The 14,483-nt window shown below is 45.3% G+C and carries 13 protein-coding genes; 10 read left to right on the top strand and 3 right to left on the bottom strand.

Annotated elements, in window-relative coordinates; translation table 11 throughout:
* Window positions 1-369 precede the first annotated feature (369 nt).
* Window positions 370-1,101, top strand: coding sequence for a LytR/AlgR family response regulator transcription factor (locus tag QOL74_RS00685; RefSeq protein ID WP_283407502.1), 732 nt, complete (start codon window positions 370-372; stop codon window positions 1,099-1,101).
* Window positions 1,102-1,233: 132 nt separating this feature from the next.
* Entirely contained in the window at window positions 1,234-2,538 is a 1,305-nt protein-coding gene (locus QOL74_RS00680) for a sensor histidine kinase (protein ID WP_283407501.1), read from the top strand.
* A gap of 68 nt (window positions 2,539-2,606) precedes the next feature.
* Here QOL74_RS00680 and QOL74_RS00675 read toward each other — a convergent pair whose 3' ends face one another.
* Complete coding sequence (locus QOL74_RS00675) at window positions 2,607-3,227, bottom strand: YdeI/OmpD-associated family protein (RefSeq protein ID WP_283407500.1); 621 nt, start codon at window positions 3,225-3,227, stop codon at window positions 2,607-2,609.
* Window positions 3,228-3,439: 212 nt separating this feature from the next.
* On the opposite strand from QOL74_RS00675, the gene QOL74_RS00670 reads away from it, so the two are divergent.
* The 4 genes from QOL74_RS00670 to QOL74_RS00655 all read left to right on the top strand — a co-directional run bounded on the left by QOL74_RS00670 (window position 3,440) and on the right by QOL74_RS00655 (window position 6,671).
* On the top strand, window positions 3,440-3,679 hold the full coding sequence (locus QOL74_RS00670) for a MerR family DNA-binding transcriptional regulator (RefSeq protein ID WP_283407499.1): 240 nt from the start codon (window positions 3,440-3,442) through the stop codon (window positions 3,677-3,679).
* A 30-nt stretch (window positions 3,680-3,709) separates the two neighbouring features.
* On the top strand, window positions 3,710-4,285 hold the full coding sequence (locus QOL74_RS00665) for a GNAT family N-acetyltransferase (RefSeq protein ID WP_283407498.1): 576 nt from the start codon (window positions 3,710-3,712) through the stop codon (window positions 4,283-4,285).
* A 305-nt stretch (window positions 4,286-4,590) separates the two neighbouring features.
* Window positions 4,591-6,123, top strand: coding sequence for a glutamate synthase-related protein (locus QOL74_RS00660; RefSeq protein ID WP_283407497.1), 1,533 nt, complete (start codon window positions 4,591-4,593; stop codon window positions 6,121-6,123).
* A gap of 74 nt (window positions 6,124-6,197) precedes the next feature.
* The gene (locus QOL74_RS00655; RefSeq protein ID WP_283407496.1) at window positions 6,198-6,671 is read left to right on the top strand and encodes a Fur family transcriptional regulator; all 474 of its coding nucleotides are present in this window, start codon (window positions 6,198-6,200) and stop codon (window positions 6,669-6,671) included.
* On the opposite strand, the gene QOL74_RS00650 is transcribed toward QOL74_RS00655, so the two are convergent.
* Window positions 6,661-7,887: a M20 family metallopeptidase gene (locus QOL74_RS00650; protein WP_283407495.1), complete on the bottom strand. Its 1,227-nt coding sequence runs from the start codon at window positions 7,885-7,887 to the stop codon at window positions 6,661-6,663. The two genes, QOL74_RS00655 and QOL74_RS00650, sit on opposite strands and share 11 nt — an antisense overlap.
* A gap of 35 nt (window positions 7,888-7,922) precedes the next feature.
* Window positions 7,923-8,606: a P-II family nitrogen regulator gene (locus QOL74_RS00645; protein ID WP_283407494.1), complete on the bottom strand. Its 684-nt coding sequence runs from the start codon at window positions 8,604-8,606 to the stop codon at window positions 7,923-7,925.
* 212 nt (window positions 8,607-8,818) lie between these two features.
* Here QOL74_RS00645 and htpG point away from each other — a divergent pair, with 212 nt between their 5' ends.
* From htpG to QOL74_RS00625, 4 genes are all read left to right on the top strand, one after another.
* Window positions 8,819-10,696 carry a molecular chaperone HtpG gene (htpG, locus tag QOL74_RS00640; protein ID WP_283407493.1) on the top strand — a complete coding sequence of 626 codons (1,878 nt, stop codon included), beginning with the start codon at window positions 8,819-8,821 and terminating at the stop codon, window positions 10,694-10,696.
* Window positions 10,697-10,849: 153 nt separating this feature from the next.
* Window positions 10,850-11,971: an amidohydrolase gene (locus tag QOL74_RS00635; RefSeq protein WP_283407492.1), complete on the top strand. Its 1,122-nt coding sequence runs from the start codon at window positions 10,850-10,852 to the stop codon at window positions 11,969-11,971.
* A 43-nt stretch (window positions 11,972-12,014) separates the two neighbouring features.
* Window positions 12,015-13,337, top strand: a complete 1,323-nt coding sequence (locus tag QOL74_RS00630; protein ID WP_283407491.1) for an MFS transporter — start codon at window positions 12,015-12,017, stop codon at window positions 13,335-13,337.
* Window positions 13,338-13,478: 141 nt separating this feature from the next.
* On the top strand, window positions 13,479-14,348 hold the full coding sequence (locus QOL74_RS00625) for a hypothetical protein (protein WP_283407490.1): 870 nt from the start codon (window positions 13,479-13,481) through the stop codon (window positions 14,346-14,348).
* Window positions 14,349-14,483 lie beyond the last annotated feature (135 nt).

Here is a 14,483-nt window from a genome sequence, read left to right as displayed (position 1 = left end):
TTAGCGGTTTAGCCAACGATAAACGATACTGCAAAGGACGGTCAGTTATTGTGGGCAGCCCTTTGGGTGACAGCGCCACGAATCAATTGACTGCACGCAACCCAAATGAAGGACCACCTATTGATAAGAGCTTTGTCGGCAGGTGGTTTTGTTTTGCCCTAAAAAATTGAAATATGTGGATTTGATGTTCTGCTAACTGAGTTGAAAACAATGCTCGGCAGATTTCGAATAAGAAGTATAATACGAAATGAATAAAGAAAACTGGTAAAACCCGGAAAGAATCGTTAAACTATAAGACACAGGCATGGATGTTAAATGCCAAAAAAACAATTGCACATTAGTTTCACACAACGAAAAAGGAGGGGCCGTATGATTCGTATAGCGATCTGCGATGACGAAGATCAGGAAATTCAGCGCGCACACGACTTTCTTTTTAAGTATATACAGGCACACTCTCATTATGAATACACAATTGATTCCTTCTCTGCCCCTCTGGAGTTAGTGTCTCATGTGGAAGAACATGGAGGCTTCGACATATTCCTACTGGATGTCTATATGGCTGGCATGCTTGGAACAGATGCTGCACGGGAACTACGTCAATTGGATGCCAAAGGAGAAATTATTTTTTTGACCACTTCTCACGACCATGCCATTGAGGCCTTTCAAGTGGATGCGGCTCAGTATCTGGTGAAGCCCTATACAGAAAGTGAATTTTTTAAGGCGTTAGACAAGGTGTTCCATCGACTGAAAGTAGATAGACGTCACCTGATTACGCTCAAGACGTCAGAAGGGATGGTGCGTCTTTTTACAAGGGATGTAGTCTTTACCGAAACAGGCAAAAACAATTATCAAATCATACACACGATACAAGGAGAAAAAATTGAAGTGCGCATGACTGCCACAGAATTGTTTGAGCTTTTATTACCAGCCAAGTTTTTTGTGAGAAGCGGCGTTTCCATTAATGTAAATCTGAAATACATTCGACAAATAACGAAAGATGCCATCATCTTTGATTCGGGTGAACAATTGGCATTCCCCTACCGTGCTTATCAGAAGCTGAAAGTAGCATTTCTCAGTTTTCAAATGACCTCAGATGAATAAACAAGGCAAATACCCCGAATCAAATGGCAATCACCCCAAAAAAATGGTTTTTAGTCAATTTATGCTATGCTATCTTTAAATGGCAGGCCATCATAAAGAAGAAAGTCATCACAAAACAAGGGGGAAGCTGACGTGTTGTATAGAAGTCTGGTCTTTTTATCATTTTTGCAGTCAGTCATTGGTTTTACGTTAATAGCTTCCTCTATGATGCGCTTTAAGGAGCCTGTGAAAAAGCGAATCATGTCAGGACTCGTTGTCATGATTTTTGGGATCAGTCTCCTATCTTACACACTTTTCACCCGAGGCAATGATTCGGTTGACCGTTTTGCCATACTTGTCATTCTATTGATACAGCTTTCATGGTTTTTAATTTGCTCTGGTGACCGGCTTTTCGTATCTCTCTTCATTTTTCTCACCTTTGTCAACATATATGTATCCATCAGCTATGTCAGTGATAATTTTTCCATAGGTTTTGACGGGAATGCTTTTATTGGCGCACGCATCATCATACGCATGGGGATCTACCTTGTGATATTGCCGCTGCTGTTTAAATATGTTCGTCCACGTTTTCGAATGCTGGTGGAAACCCTGGATAAGGAGTGGCGCATGGCCACACTGGTTCCGTTGATGTTTTTAATGATGCAGATCATGGTACTGTATTATCCGGCACCCTATTGGTATTGGAATAGCGGAAATTGGTCAAGATATGTCATTGCAACGGTGTACATGCTGTTTTTAGCCGTGTACCATCTCCTGTATATACAAGCAAGTGCCATTGTGGAAAAGTACGTACTGGAAAAGCGGCAACTGCTTATGGCACAACAGGAAAAATTGTGGGAACTGGAGCTGGTTCGTCAGAAAGCTACGGCAACACTGGCTTTTCAGCAAAAGCATGACATGCACCACCACAATGCTGTTATTATGGGGCTGCTGCAAAGTGGAGATATGGACACCTTGAAAAATTATGTGAAAAGTTTTGACGAAACACTGGATGCCCACCGCACCCAGGCATTTTGCCTGAATCCAATTGCCAACAGCATTCTGAATCTCTATGCCAGCAAAGCAGAAGAAAAGAACATCAAAACAACCTTTCATGTCAATCTGTCTGCGAGCATTGGCATCGATAACATCGATCTTACCTGTGTACTTGGAAATGCGTTGGAAAATGCCCTTGAAGGATGTCTTCGCCTGCCAGAGGACAGGGAAAAGGAAATCAGCGTTACCATCAAATACATTGACCACCGTTTGCGGGTGAAGGTGGAGAACACCTGTCGTACAGATATCACTTTTGATGAGGAACTGCCTGTCACACAAAAGCTCATTGGTGGAACAGGTACTAAAAGCATTCTGTATACTGCTGAGCGTTATGATGGGATGGCGGGGTTCTCTGTGAACAATGGGAAATTCATCACGCAGGTGGTACTCAATGGGAAGTAATGTCAGTTTCAAAATTGCAGTTACAAACGGCTGTCAGTCATCACTGGTAGTCTTTACTAATGAGAAGATCATTCATGTACGCGAAAGGTGCAGATACCGAATACTTTTTTACAATCGATTGACTTCTGGAGAGGGGCATAATTGGATGACACACTCAGCAAAATCCCATTTTTTGAAACAGCTGTTTCTGTGCAACGGCTTTGATCAAAGCAGCAAGGTCTCTTCTTTCCTGTTTTTAACATAGCGCAAGCTGTTTTAATTCTTTTTTTGCGGGTTGCCGGATTGTTGCTGAATCGAATCCAGCGAATCCACTCCCAGCGAGCCTTGGTTGTTATGATGTTCCACTGATTTTCAACTTCTCCTGAACGGATGGCTTGCTGTAAGTCCGGTGGCACTTCTGGCTCAAGCCAATCCTTCATTGGCTCAATAACCAAGGAAACAGCATCATCGACATTTAGCTGTGCAGCATTAGGCAGAAGATGATCCGTTCGAAACCAGTGGCTGCCGGCTCCGTCGGGTTCAAGCGGGATCTTAAAAGGAAATCCGTTAAGGGTTCCCTGAATCATTACCATTCCCCGGGATGGAAGCTGTTGACTGACGTTAGCGGGAATGCGCAGAATATGCCAGGTATTGATTTTGCAAATCTCTGCGTTAAATGAAATAGTATCCACAGTTTCAACCCTTTCCATAAGTGGAAGTACCCGGAACGGCTAGAGCATTCATATTAGTTATTTACCCAATTTATGGGAATCACTCAATCTGACGAAAAAATGAGTTCGAAAGAATAGACAAAAACTGATTGACCTTAATGTTGTGTCATGGTTTATCATGGTATTAAGATCATTCAGCGGCCGATGAATGACAGGATGTTCAATGAAGACAGGGTTTTGAAGTGATAATAATGACATACAGCATCAGAGAACTGGCGAAACGGGCAGGTGTCAGTTCCCGTATGCTGCGCTACTATGAAGAAATTCAGCTATTGACGCCAATGCGAGACAGTAACAATGGATACCGACTATATAGGCAACAAGTGAGTCGGGCGCGCGGTTGCGGTATAAGCATTTGTGCTGAAAGGAAAGATGATTTCTCAGCCGTTGATGGAAGTGGTATGATAGAAATGGAAAAAACAACAAGGTGAAAATATAGGAGTAGAAGGAGTGGAAACTGAATGAATTACAGAAACGCAACGATTGAAGATATTCCCGAGATTTCAGCCTTACAGCAGCTTTACCACGTGTCCACCATCAGCGATGCTGATAAACCAGACGGATTTGTTACAACTCTGTTTACCGAAGAACAGTTCAGGGGACTTATTGAGACCGAAAATGGGTTGGCAATTGCCTGTGATGGTGATCAAGTGGTGGGTTATGCCATGGCAGCATCCTGGGATTATTGGTCAGCCTGGCCCCTTTTTCAGCACATGATTCAAGATCTGCCAGAAACAGAATACATGGGCCGTATGCTATCAGTTGAAAATTCATATCAATATGGGCCTATCTGCATTCATAAAGACTATCGGGGCACAGAGGTACTTCCCAATCTTTTTGAGTTCTCCAGAACACAAATGCACAAGCGGTTTCCTATTCTAATCACTTTTATAAACCAGACAAATCCCAGATCGTTGAAAGCACACACAGAAAAACTCGGATTGGACATAATAAAAACCTTCACGTTTAATCAGAACCATTATTATGAACTGGGCTACAACACATCAAAAAGAACTCCAAACAGTTCACCTGAATAATCAAAGAAACCATAGAGTCATGCTGCTTACCCATACTGTCCCCCAAGGCATAGGTTTGATATTAATCAGATATCAGGCTGCTGTCGTGGGGGTTTTATATGCGAACCGATGTTAACGGATAATTTGGTTTCATCTCAAACATGAATGAGCTGTGATATGACTGAGAGTCATAGGCAGAAATTATATTTGACATATGTTCAAAAAGAGCTACAATATAAGTAGAATCGCTTGTGTCAGAAAGATCGACACAAATCATGTTATGAGGTGTTTTCCATTATGACGTGTGTGAGAGAAGGAGGGTGACCATGAGCTTTAGTCGCTATAATGCCACCACAACCAATAAAACCAGCATTCGAACTCCAGAAGACTATTCACCGACCACCGGAATGTGTACTGTTTGTACAGATAACTGCAACGGACCATGTGAAGTTGGACAGTCTGCGCTTAGGGGACCTGAAGTACTTTACCCAACGGCGCGGGCGACTTCACAGGCAGCCTCTGAAAAGGATTATCCCGTCGATCTTTCGCACCTGAATATTAATGGCAGGTGTTTCGGGGCCTACGGATCATCGGCTGACCAACTGGCGTATTGCCATGCGGACATTTGCTGTGAAGTAGGTGCAAAGGACACACGTATCAAACTGCGGGCACCGTATATCTTTCCTGCCATGGCGAAGCTTAACTGGAAGGGGTACTTTGGTGGTGCGGCCTTAAGTGGTGTGATGGCTGTTATTGGTGAAGACATGCCTACAACAGATCCCAATGCAGCATTTAACAATGGAAAAATAACAAAACTACCTTTATTGCACAAAATGCATGAGGCGTTTTATCAATATTACGATGGACATGGCGCACTGATGGTGCAGGCAAATCCTGATGATGAGCGTCTGGGACTGTTGGAATATGCTGTGAATGTGGTGGGTTTTGAGGCGGTGGAGTTGAAAGTGGCTCAGGCGGCCAAGGGTATACAGGGAATGGGAAAAGTGCCCACTATTGAAAAGGCAATAGAGTTGAAAAAGCTGGGATATACAATTGATCCTGATCCGGAAAGTGTGACGGTGCAGGAGGCTTATGGCAAAGGAATGGCAGGGCCATTTTATAAAATTGGGAAACTGCCCGCGTGGACGGAGGACTATTTGATCGATCGTGTCAAATCACTGAGAGCCATGGGAGTTAAGTTTGTAGCTGTAAAAACCGGTCCTTTTAGAATTTCTGATATGGCTCGTCTAATGTTGATGGCTTCAAAGGCCGGTGTTGATCTGGTTACGGTGGATACCGCCGGCGGCGGAACCGGTAACAGTCCCATCCGTATGATGAATGAATGGGGATATCCCACGGTGTACATGTTGGGTATTTTGAACGAAATTTGCGAGAAAATGAGCCGACAGGGTTTCTATGTTCCTGACGCAGCCATTGCCGGAGGTTTTGCATTTGAGGATCAGATATTCAAAGGGCTCGCTCTTGGGAGTTCGCATGTTAAGATCATCGGAATTGGAAGAGCAGCCATGGCGGCGGCCATGGTGGGTGAGAATGCAGGCAGTCAAATAAAAAACACTGACAGTCAACAAGAGTTGGAAGAGTTGGCAGCACTGTTACAGCGATATGGAACAGCAGCCTTTAACATGCCTGCAGGAGCATTGGGTGTCTACCGGTATGTTCAAAAAACCAATACAGGACTTCAGCAGTTGATGGCACTATGTCGAAAATACACTCTGGCCAACATATGCAAAAACGATCTCATGCCACTGACTCAAGTTGCAGCAGAGATCACTGGCCTTTCATTCGAATCGAATCAGGAGTGGGATGAAGTTGATACAATGATTCGGGGAACAATATAAAATTGAAACCTCTGAAAGATGAACGAATCAATAAGCCCATCACATGAACTGGGAGAGCAAAGGTGGTGTTGGTCATGGACAAAAAAGTCGCTGAGATCATACAGATGATCAAATCTGAAGGGTACCGTATCACTAAAACGCGGGAAATCATCATACGCCTTTTTCTTGAGACAGACAGGCACTTAATACCGGAAGAAGTGTATGAACAAATAAAGGGTAAGGGCATCAGTCTTCCGACAGTCTACCGCACCATCGACATACTGCTCAAAATGGGGATCATCAAAGAGCTGGCGATTCATCACGACCGTTATTACGAATTGTACCTTTTCAGCCAGAAGAAAATGCACATCCACTTTAAGTGCAACCGGTGCGGTACCATCAGAGAATATTCGGATCATCAGGTGTTCCGGGATATGGTGGAACAGCGGGACTATATTGAGAAAAAATATCAAGACGTTATTGAAGATATAACAATTATGATGACAGGTATCTGCCAACGGTGCAGAAAAGAGATGAACGAATCATTGGTTACCCCAGTCAATCCATGATGAGAGTGCTGTTTTCGTCCATGATCTTGTCTTTGATGCAAAAATTATCGATGATGCGTGCATAAACATCCACCGTATTGACAAGATCCCTGATGGCGATGCGCTCCGCCTCCGTATGGGATAGGCGAATATCCCCCGGTCCAACGACGACTGTGGGGATTTTTCCATAGACACTGAGGAGGGCGGCATCGGTCCAGCCCCGGCCCCGGGTGATTTTGGGGTCGCGTTGAATCACCTCCCTGAGAGCGGTCTTAACGGCATGAACAATGGGTTCAGACATGGGTGTGATGAGCGGCGGGTGGTTTAAGGCAGTGACGTTTTCTGCGCTTTTGATGATGGTAGCCTCCATGGCAGGATCTTCTTCCTTCATACTGTTTAGGAGATCCTGATATTCCTGAAGAACCGATTCCACAGTTTCGCCAGGGATATAACGGCGGTCGATTTTCACTGTGCACTGGTCGGCCACGGTGCTTTGTCCCAGACCACCTTCAATAATTCCCACATTCATCAGAGAAACACCCATGAATTCATCTTCTCGTTGTCGTATCTTGGGATAAAGCTCGCGTTTGGCCCGGTAGATGAACTCAGCTGCTTTTTCAATGGCATTCACACTGTTTTCAGGGCTGCCACTGTGAGAAGCTCTACCGGTAAAAACCACATCAAACCATTCCAGGCCGCGGTGTCCCACGGCATATTCGTAGTTTGAAGGCTCGCCAACAATGGCGGCGCTGGTGCGAATTCCAGAATGAATCAAGTGTTCTGTTCCTTCACTTTTTCCTTCTTCTCCGATGACACCTGCAAAAACAATATCACCATCGGGAACAATACCTGCCCGCTTCATCGCCACCATGGTAGTGATCATGCAAGCCAGGCCGCCCTTCATATCAGCAGCACCCCGTCCCCATACATAGCCATCCCGTACACGCTCATGAAAAGGATCAATGGTCATGCGGTAGGGGGTAATGGTATCGGTATGACCATTCAGCATCAGCGAATTACCCACACCGCTGCCTCTGAGAAATGCCAGCACGTTTTTGCGCTGATCAACCACTTCCTGCAGCTGCACCTCCAATCCATGTGAACCACAATAGTCATAGATGAACTCGGCCACTTCTTTTTCCTGATGGGGAACATCTTTATGACTGGGAATGCTGATGAGTTGTTGAGTGAGTTCAACGACTTCATCGCGATGAAAATAGTCTTTAACATTAAACACGGAATAACCTCTCCTCAAAGGTATGATGGCGTTGATTACGGCTGAAGCCCGACGGTTCTCTCCACATCAAGCAAAAAAGCGATGCCCTTGCCGGGTTGATTAATTTCTGCCTTTTCCATAATGGCATCCATGATGAGATCAGCCTTATCTGCTTTCGCCAGGATTAAAACAATTTCTTTTTCAGGGGTAATGGGAACCTCCAGTCGGATGGTCTGATCAAGCGCTCCAATACCTTTGCCGGCCATCACAGTGCCCCCTGTGGCTCCCTGACTTCGAGCGGCTTCCAGTACAACACCAGAACGTCCCTGATCCACAATGGTGATGATCAGTTCATAGCCGCTTTTAATTCTTTCCTTCAACATAATCCCCTCCTGTAGCTCCTCCAGGCTGCCGATGACGCCCCGAACCTGTTTCAGATCAATGACAAATGAAATTCCCGCCGGTGACTGAGAGAGTTGTAACTGCCGGTCGATGGTGGATAAAAGATTTTCCACCAGATCTTCATGAACAATGGTGAGTAGCAGCTCTTTGCCCAGGTGCTCAGAGGTGCGTGAAGAAGCCCACTCACGCCAGGGGGCAGTGCCCTTTGCCTTAATAAAAGTGCCTCCCTTGGCACCGGCTTCTTTAACAGATGCAAGGAGTTTTGTATCCAGCTCTTCGGTAACGACGGTCATCACCAGTTTCTGATATAATAAGAAGGCGCAGACGGTACTGACCATTCGGCATCAGTCCTTTCTGTAGATATCATCATTATACCCCAAAGCCCTGGCGGATCAAATCTGATTTATGCTAAAATGGAATTTGGCCGAAGATAATTGACAATCAGTGCTGATTTTGGTATACCTTTTTTGGGAAAAGGTGACATCGTAAAGGTGACATCGTATATGAAAATCAAAAAAACAAATGAAGATCGACTGAAGGAGGAGTACAGATGCAAACCAAACAGTTTCAGGCAGAAACCAAACGACTGCTGGACATCGTGATTCATTCCATCTACACCAATAAGGATATTTTTCTCAGGGAACTGATTTCAAATGCCAGCGATGCCATTGACAAGGTCTACTACAAAGCGCTGACAGATGAAACCATTCAGTTCAATAAAGACGACTATTATATTCGGGTGGAGGCTGACAAAGCAAACAGACTGCTAAAAATCATCGACACCGGAATCGGTATGACGGCAGAAGAACTGGAGGATAACATTGGCGTTATCGCAAAAAGCGGCTCACTGTCCTTTAAAAAAGACAATGAGCCAAAAGATGGCCACGAAATCATAGGGCAGTTTGGAGTTGGCTTCTATTCAGCTTTTATGGTGGCAGATGAAGTGACCATTATCAGCAAAGCTTTTGGAACTGAAGAAGCGCACAAATGGGAATCAAAAGGCGTTGAAGGGTACACCGTCGAGCCCTGTCAGAAAGAAACCTATGGCACAGAAATTGTTTTAAAGCTCAAGGAAAATACCGAAGAGGATCAGTATGATAAGTACTTGGAAGAGTACACCCTGCGTTCCATTATCAAAAAGTATTCCGACTTTATCCGCTACCCCATCAAAATGAATGTGACAAGAACCAAGCCTAAAGAAGATAACCAGGAAGAATATGAAGAGTACACTGAAGAACAGGTTATCAACAGCATGGTGCCCATTTGGAAGAAAAACCGTAATGAACTGACAGATGATGACTATGAGAAGTTCTATTTTGAAAAGCACTTTGGCTTCGACAAACCCATCAGACACCTTCACATTAATACAGAAGGAATGGTTTCTTATCGGGCGGTGCTGTTTATTCCTGAAAAAGCACCCTATGATTTTTACACCCGTGAGTACGAAAAAGGACTGGAGCTTTATGCCAATGGTGTGTTGATCATGGAAAAATGTGGTGAACTGCTGCCGGATTATTTCAGCTTTGTAAAGGGTGTTGTTGATTCAGAAGACTTGTCTCTCAACATTTCGAGAGAGATGCTGCAGCATGACGGGCAGTTAAAAGTCATTGCCAAAAACATCAAGAGCAAGATTCAGAAAGAACTGGTGGATCTGCTGGAAAATCATCGGGAAAGCTATGAAAAGTTCTACCAGTCATTTGGCCGGCAGTTAAAGTATGGGGTCTACAGCGATTTTGGCAGTCACCGGGATGATCTTCAGGAACTGTTGTTATTCCATTCATCCAAGGAAACCAAGCTGGTAAGCCTGTCAGAATATGTGTCTCGCATGCCTGAAGATCAAAAGTACATTTACTATGCCGTGGGCGATTCGGTGGATCGCATCGAAAAACTGCCGCAGACCGAAATGGTGAAAGACAAAGGTTATGAAATTCTGTATTTCACAGATGATGTGGATGAGTTTGCCATTAAAATGCTGCGTGAATACAAAGAAAAAGAGTTCAAGTCAGTTTCCAGTGGCGACCTTGACATTGATACCGAAGAAAACAAAGCATCTGATGACGCTGAAAAAGAAAACAAAGATCTGTTTACTGAAATGAAGGAAATGCTCACTGAGCAAATTAAAACGGTGCGCGCTTCCAAAAGACTGAAGCAGCATCCGGTTTGCCTGGTGAATGAGGGGGATATTTCCATTGAAATGGAGAAAGTGCTGAACGCACTGCCCAACGAGCAGGAAGTGAAAGCGGACAAGGTACTTGAAGTCAATGTGAACCACGAAGTATTCAAGTCGCTACAACAGGCCTATCAGGATGACAAGGAGAAGTTTAAGCTGTATACAGAGCTGCTTTATCAGCAGGCCAGATTAATTGAAGGCTTGCCGGTGGATGATCCGGTGGCGCTTTCCAATAAAATCTGTCAGATCATGAAGTAGTTCACTGATTGATCAAAGGATAACCTTCAAAAGCCCGAAGTCTTGCAAAAACAGCTTTCGACTGCCGATAACCACTATCGGCAGTTTTCCTTTTCTGGACCAGAGAATAAAACCCTGATACAATGAAATCAAATATGGGAAGGAGCTGCTAAAATGAAACCCGAAAACCTGACACTGGTAAAAACACTCCGTCATGAATTGCATCAACATCCGGAGCCTTCCAATGAAGAAACCTGGACCAAAAACCATTTGATTCAATTTCTCAAAACCCATACACAGCTGGAAATTAAAGACCGTGGCCGTTGGTTTTATGCGGTATACCGGGGAAAGAACCCTCAAAAAAATATCGCTTTTCGGGCAGATTTCGACGCTATTCTCATGAACGAAAACCTGGATATTCCCCATGCATCTCAACACCCAGGGGTTGCCCACAAATGTGGTCATGACGGGCATGCTGCCAGCCTGGTGGGTCTGGCCCTTGAAATTGAGCAGCTGGGAGCAGACCAAAATGTCTTCTTTCTATTCCAGCATGCTGAAGAAACAGGCGATGGCGCAGCTGAATGCGTGGCTTTTATTGAAGAAGAAGGTATTGACGAAATCTTTGCTTTTCACAATTGGAGCGAAGCGCCAAAGCACGCAGTGCTGGTAATTAACGGAACAGCGCACTTTGCCTCCCGGGGGATGACCATCCACCTTGAAGGGGTGCCGACTCATGCCAGTCAACCAGAGTATGGGCGTAACCCGGCATATGCTATTGCGCGACTCATCAGCGCGCTGCCTGAGTTGACATCATCGGCACATAGTCGCGGACTGGTGCTGGCAACAGTTATTCAGGTGGCCGTGGGAGAAAGAGCTTTTGGAATTGCCGCCAGCAAAGGTGATTTGCTGTTGACCATCCGAGCTGAATATGAGGAAGAACTGAATCAGTTGCAGGTGCATCTTGAAAACATGGCACAGCAATACGCCCGAGAAGATGGTCTTGAAGTCAGTTTTGCATACAATGATGTGTTCCCTGTGACCTCAAACCATACTGAAAGCGCCGATAAAGTGCGCCAGGTTTGCCAGCAAAAAGACTTCCGGCTCATTGAAATGGATAAAGGATTTAGAGGGTCAGAAGACTTTGGTCATTATTTAAAACAGACCAAAGGAGCCATTTTCTACATCGGTAACGGTGAAACGTATCCACCGTTACACACCTATGAATATGATTTTCCGGATGAAATTATTGAAACAGCCGTAACCCTGTTCAAAGGCTTGGTGGCCTTGGCATCATAACAACTAGCATGACAACAATTGAAAAGTCAGTTAAGGAGAGTCTATGAAACGCACATATACCGATAATGAACGCACCAAAAATCCGCTGGCTTTTTCAGGCTATAGTTGGGTGATTGTGGGGATCAGCGCGCTGATCCTATTCTTTTCCGGGCCGGGGCAAACCTACAACGTGTCCGTGTTTATCAATTCTTATATTGAATCAGAAGGTTGGAGCCGTTCTGCTGTATCTGGGTTCTATTCCATGGCGACACTTATTGCCGGGCTGTTAATGCCCCTTTCAGGCAGATGGATCGACGGCAAAGGCCATCGATTGATGACACCTGTCATTGCCACACTGCTGGCAGCAGCCTGCATATGGATGAGCTTCATGAAAAGCCCCTGGATGCTCATGGTGGGTTTCTTCATGATCCGCTTTCTGGGCCAGGGATCTATGTCGCTGCTATCTTCCACCCTGACGCCCCAATGGTTTGTTAGAAAAAGAGGCATTGCCCTCAGTCTGACGGCCCTGGGAGGGGTAGCTGGATCAGCTATGATTCCGGTGATCAGTAACCGATTGATTACCAATTATGGCCCCGCATTTGCATGGCGCTTCTGGGCGCTGCTATTATTGGGGATCATGGTTCCGGCAGGGTGGCTGTTAATTCGTAACCGCCCTGAAGAGATAGGAATGGGACCAGATGGCATGATGGCCTATGAAAACGAACAGCAACTTTCACAGATGCCACATCAGCAAGAGAACCTGCCTGGTCGCGTGCATGAAGCGCATGATTGGACACCTGGAGAAGCAATGAAAACCCGGGCGTTTTGGATGATGCTTTTCTGCATGTTAATACCATCCATGATTAACACAGGCATTACGTTCCATATGGTCTCAATCATTGGAGAGAAGGGTTTTGACTCTTCTTTTGCAGCCTTAATACTTAGTATATATGCCATGGTGCAATTGCCGGTGACTTTTTTGGCAGGCTGGCTTTGTGACCATTATCGGGTACATCGCCTTAAAGCCTTTAATTTTGGACTATTGGCAGTTTCCATGCTCATGGTTCTGTACAGTCCGTCACGTTTGTTACTGATCGTCTACGCACTGGTTCATGGTATTTACTCGGCGATTGATTCGGTCAGCACCGGCGTCTGGTGGCCAAACTATTTTGGACGGCGATATCTGGGCAGCATTCGGGGAATGGGTATGACCGCCATGGTTATCGGCTCTGCATTGGGGCCACTCCCCTTTGGAATCGCCTTTGATACCTTCGGTAACTACCAATTCATCATTCTGGTCATGCTGATATTTCCCCTCGCCGGTTTTCTGGCAGCACTGATATCACCGCCACCCGTTTTAAATCATATTTCTGGTCAGGAGGAGTAATAATGAAATACTTATTCCGAACATGCGATTTATTTTTGTGCAGGATCCCGATGGTTACCAGGTTCAGTTTGTGGAATTGATTCAGTAAAAGGGCATTCAAATCAATGAACCATTTGCCGCATAGGCAGGGAGGCATACCGGATGACGAAAACGCTAATCAACCAAATCATTCAGCGGGTTTATGAAACGTCGCAGCTGAACTTCTTTAAATCATTGCAACTGCCGTTGGAGCCCATGTGGCAGCCACCCATCACTGGATATGCAGCGGGAAATGACCCCTTGTTTGGATTTTTGCGGGATGACATTGGTGATTTTTACTGGCTGCCGTCAGAGGTCTATGATAAAAGCAATCCTTCACAAGAGCTTCAATCACACGATGAGACCCTCACCGTGGTAAGCATTGGTTTCTCACAGACAGCAGCCACTAAAAAAGACCAGGCAGGGGTGAGGGAGATTCCCTGTGATAAATGGCTGGTCACCCGGGGAGAATGGGAAGCTTTCATCAAAGATTTTTGCCGGAGACTGGTTGTTGCATTATCAGATGAAGGGATAGAGGCAGTGGCTGTTGATTTGTTGCCCTCGTTGCAGCGTGAGAATTCCATTCGATATGGATTCGCATCCAACTGGTCCCACCGACACACAGCTTTTGTGGCAGGCTTGGGAACCTTTGGCCTCTCAGAAGGATTAATCACCCGGCAGGGAAAAGCCATGCGTTTCACCAGTCTGGTGGTAAAGGCAACACTGCCTGCCGATGAAAGAAAATATAGAAATCACCAGGAATGGTGCGCCTTCCATGCCAATGGCACCTGTGGGGCCTGTATGTATCGATGCCCGGTCAATGCCATTACACCGGCAGGGCATGATAAGAACCGGTGCAGCGACTATTTGAACCGTTTAAAGAAGGAGCTGGGGCCATCCCTGCTGACCCAAAGCCATTACATATCTGGGTGTGGGTTATGTCAGACAAAGGTGCCCTGTCAAGATGGAATTCCTGCAGGGTTGGCGAGATGAGTTTGCGGTGGCTCTCAGAATGAAGTCACAACCATTATTTTCAGCATGTTCATGGAGAGTTCATTCTGATCATTTATGATGTTTCTGTTTTAAAATGCGTATGATATAATCAACGGAATTGATGCTGGCAAGATC

This window comes from Anoxynatronum buryatiense (genome assembly GCF_900182905.1).
Lineage (GTDB): Bacteria > Bacillota > Clostridia > Peptostreptococcales > Tindalliaceae > Anoxynatronum > Anoxynatronum buryatiense.
This window is presented reverse-complemented; position numbering and strand designations above follow the sequence as displayed.

Coding starts and splice junctions, on each gene's coding strand:
- QOL74_RS00630 (WP_283407491.1), top strand. CDS start 12,015: ATGAAACGCACATATACCGATAATGAACGCACCAAAAATCCGCTGGCT.
- QOL74_RS00685 (WP_283407502.1), top strand. CDS start 370: ATGATTCGTATAGCGATCTGCGATGACGAAGATCAGGAAATTCAGCGC.
- QOL74_RS00635 (WP_283407492.1), top strand. CDS start 10,850: ATGAAACCCGAAAACCTGACACTGGTAAAAACACTCCGTCATGAATTG.
- QOL74_RS00655 (WP_283407496.1), top strand. CDS start 6,198: ATGGACAAAAAAGTCGCTGAGATCATACAGATGATCAAATCTGAAGGG.
- QOL74_RS00625 (WP_283407490.1), top strand. CDS start 13,479: ATGACGAAAACGCTAATCAACCAAATCATTCAGCGGGTTTATGAAACG.
- QOL74_RS00645 (WP_283407494.1), bottom strand. CDS start 8,606: ATGGTCAGTACCGTCTGCGCCTTCTTATTATATCAGAAACTGGTGATG.
- QOL74_RS00660 (WP_283407497.1), top strand. CDS start 4,591: ATGAGCTTTAGTCGCTATAATGCCACCACAACCAATAAAACCAGCATT.
- htpG (WP_283407493.1), top strand. CDS start 8,819: ATGCAAACCAAACAGTTTCAGGCAGAAACCAAACGACTGCTGGACATC.
- QOL74_RS00670 (WP_283407499.1), top strand. CDS start 3,440: ATGACATACAGCATCAGAGAACTGGCGAAACGGGCAGGTGTCAGTTCC.
- QOL74_RS00675 (WP_283407500.1), bottom strand. CDS start 3,227: ATGGAAAGGGTTGAAACTGTGGATACTATTTCATTTAACGCAGAGATT.
- QOL74_RS00665 (WP_283407498.1), top strand. CDS start 3,710: ATGAATTACAGAAACGCAACGATTGAAGATATTCCCGAGATTTCAGCC.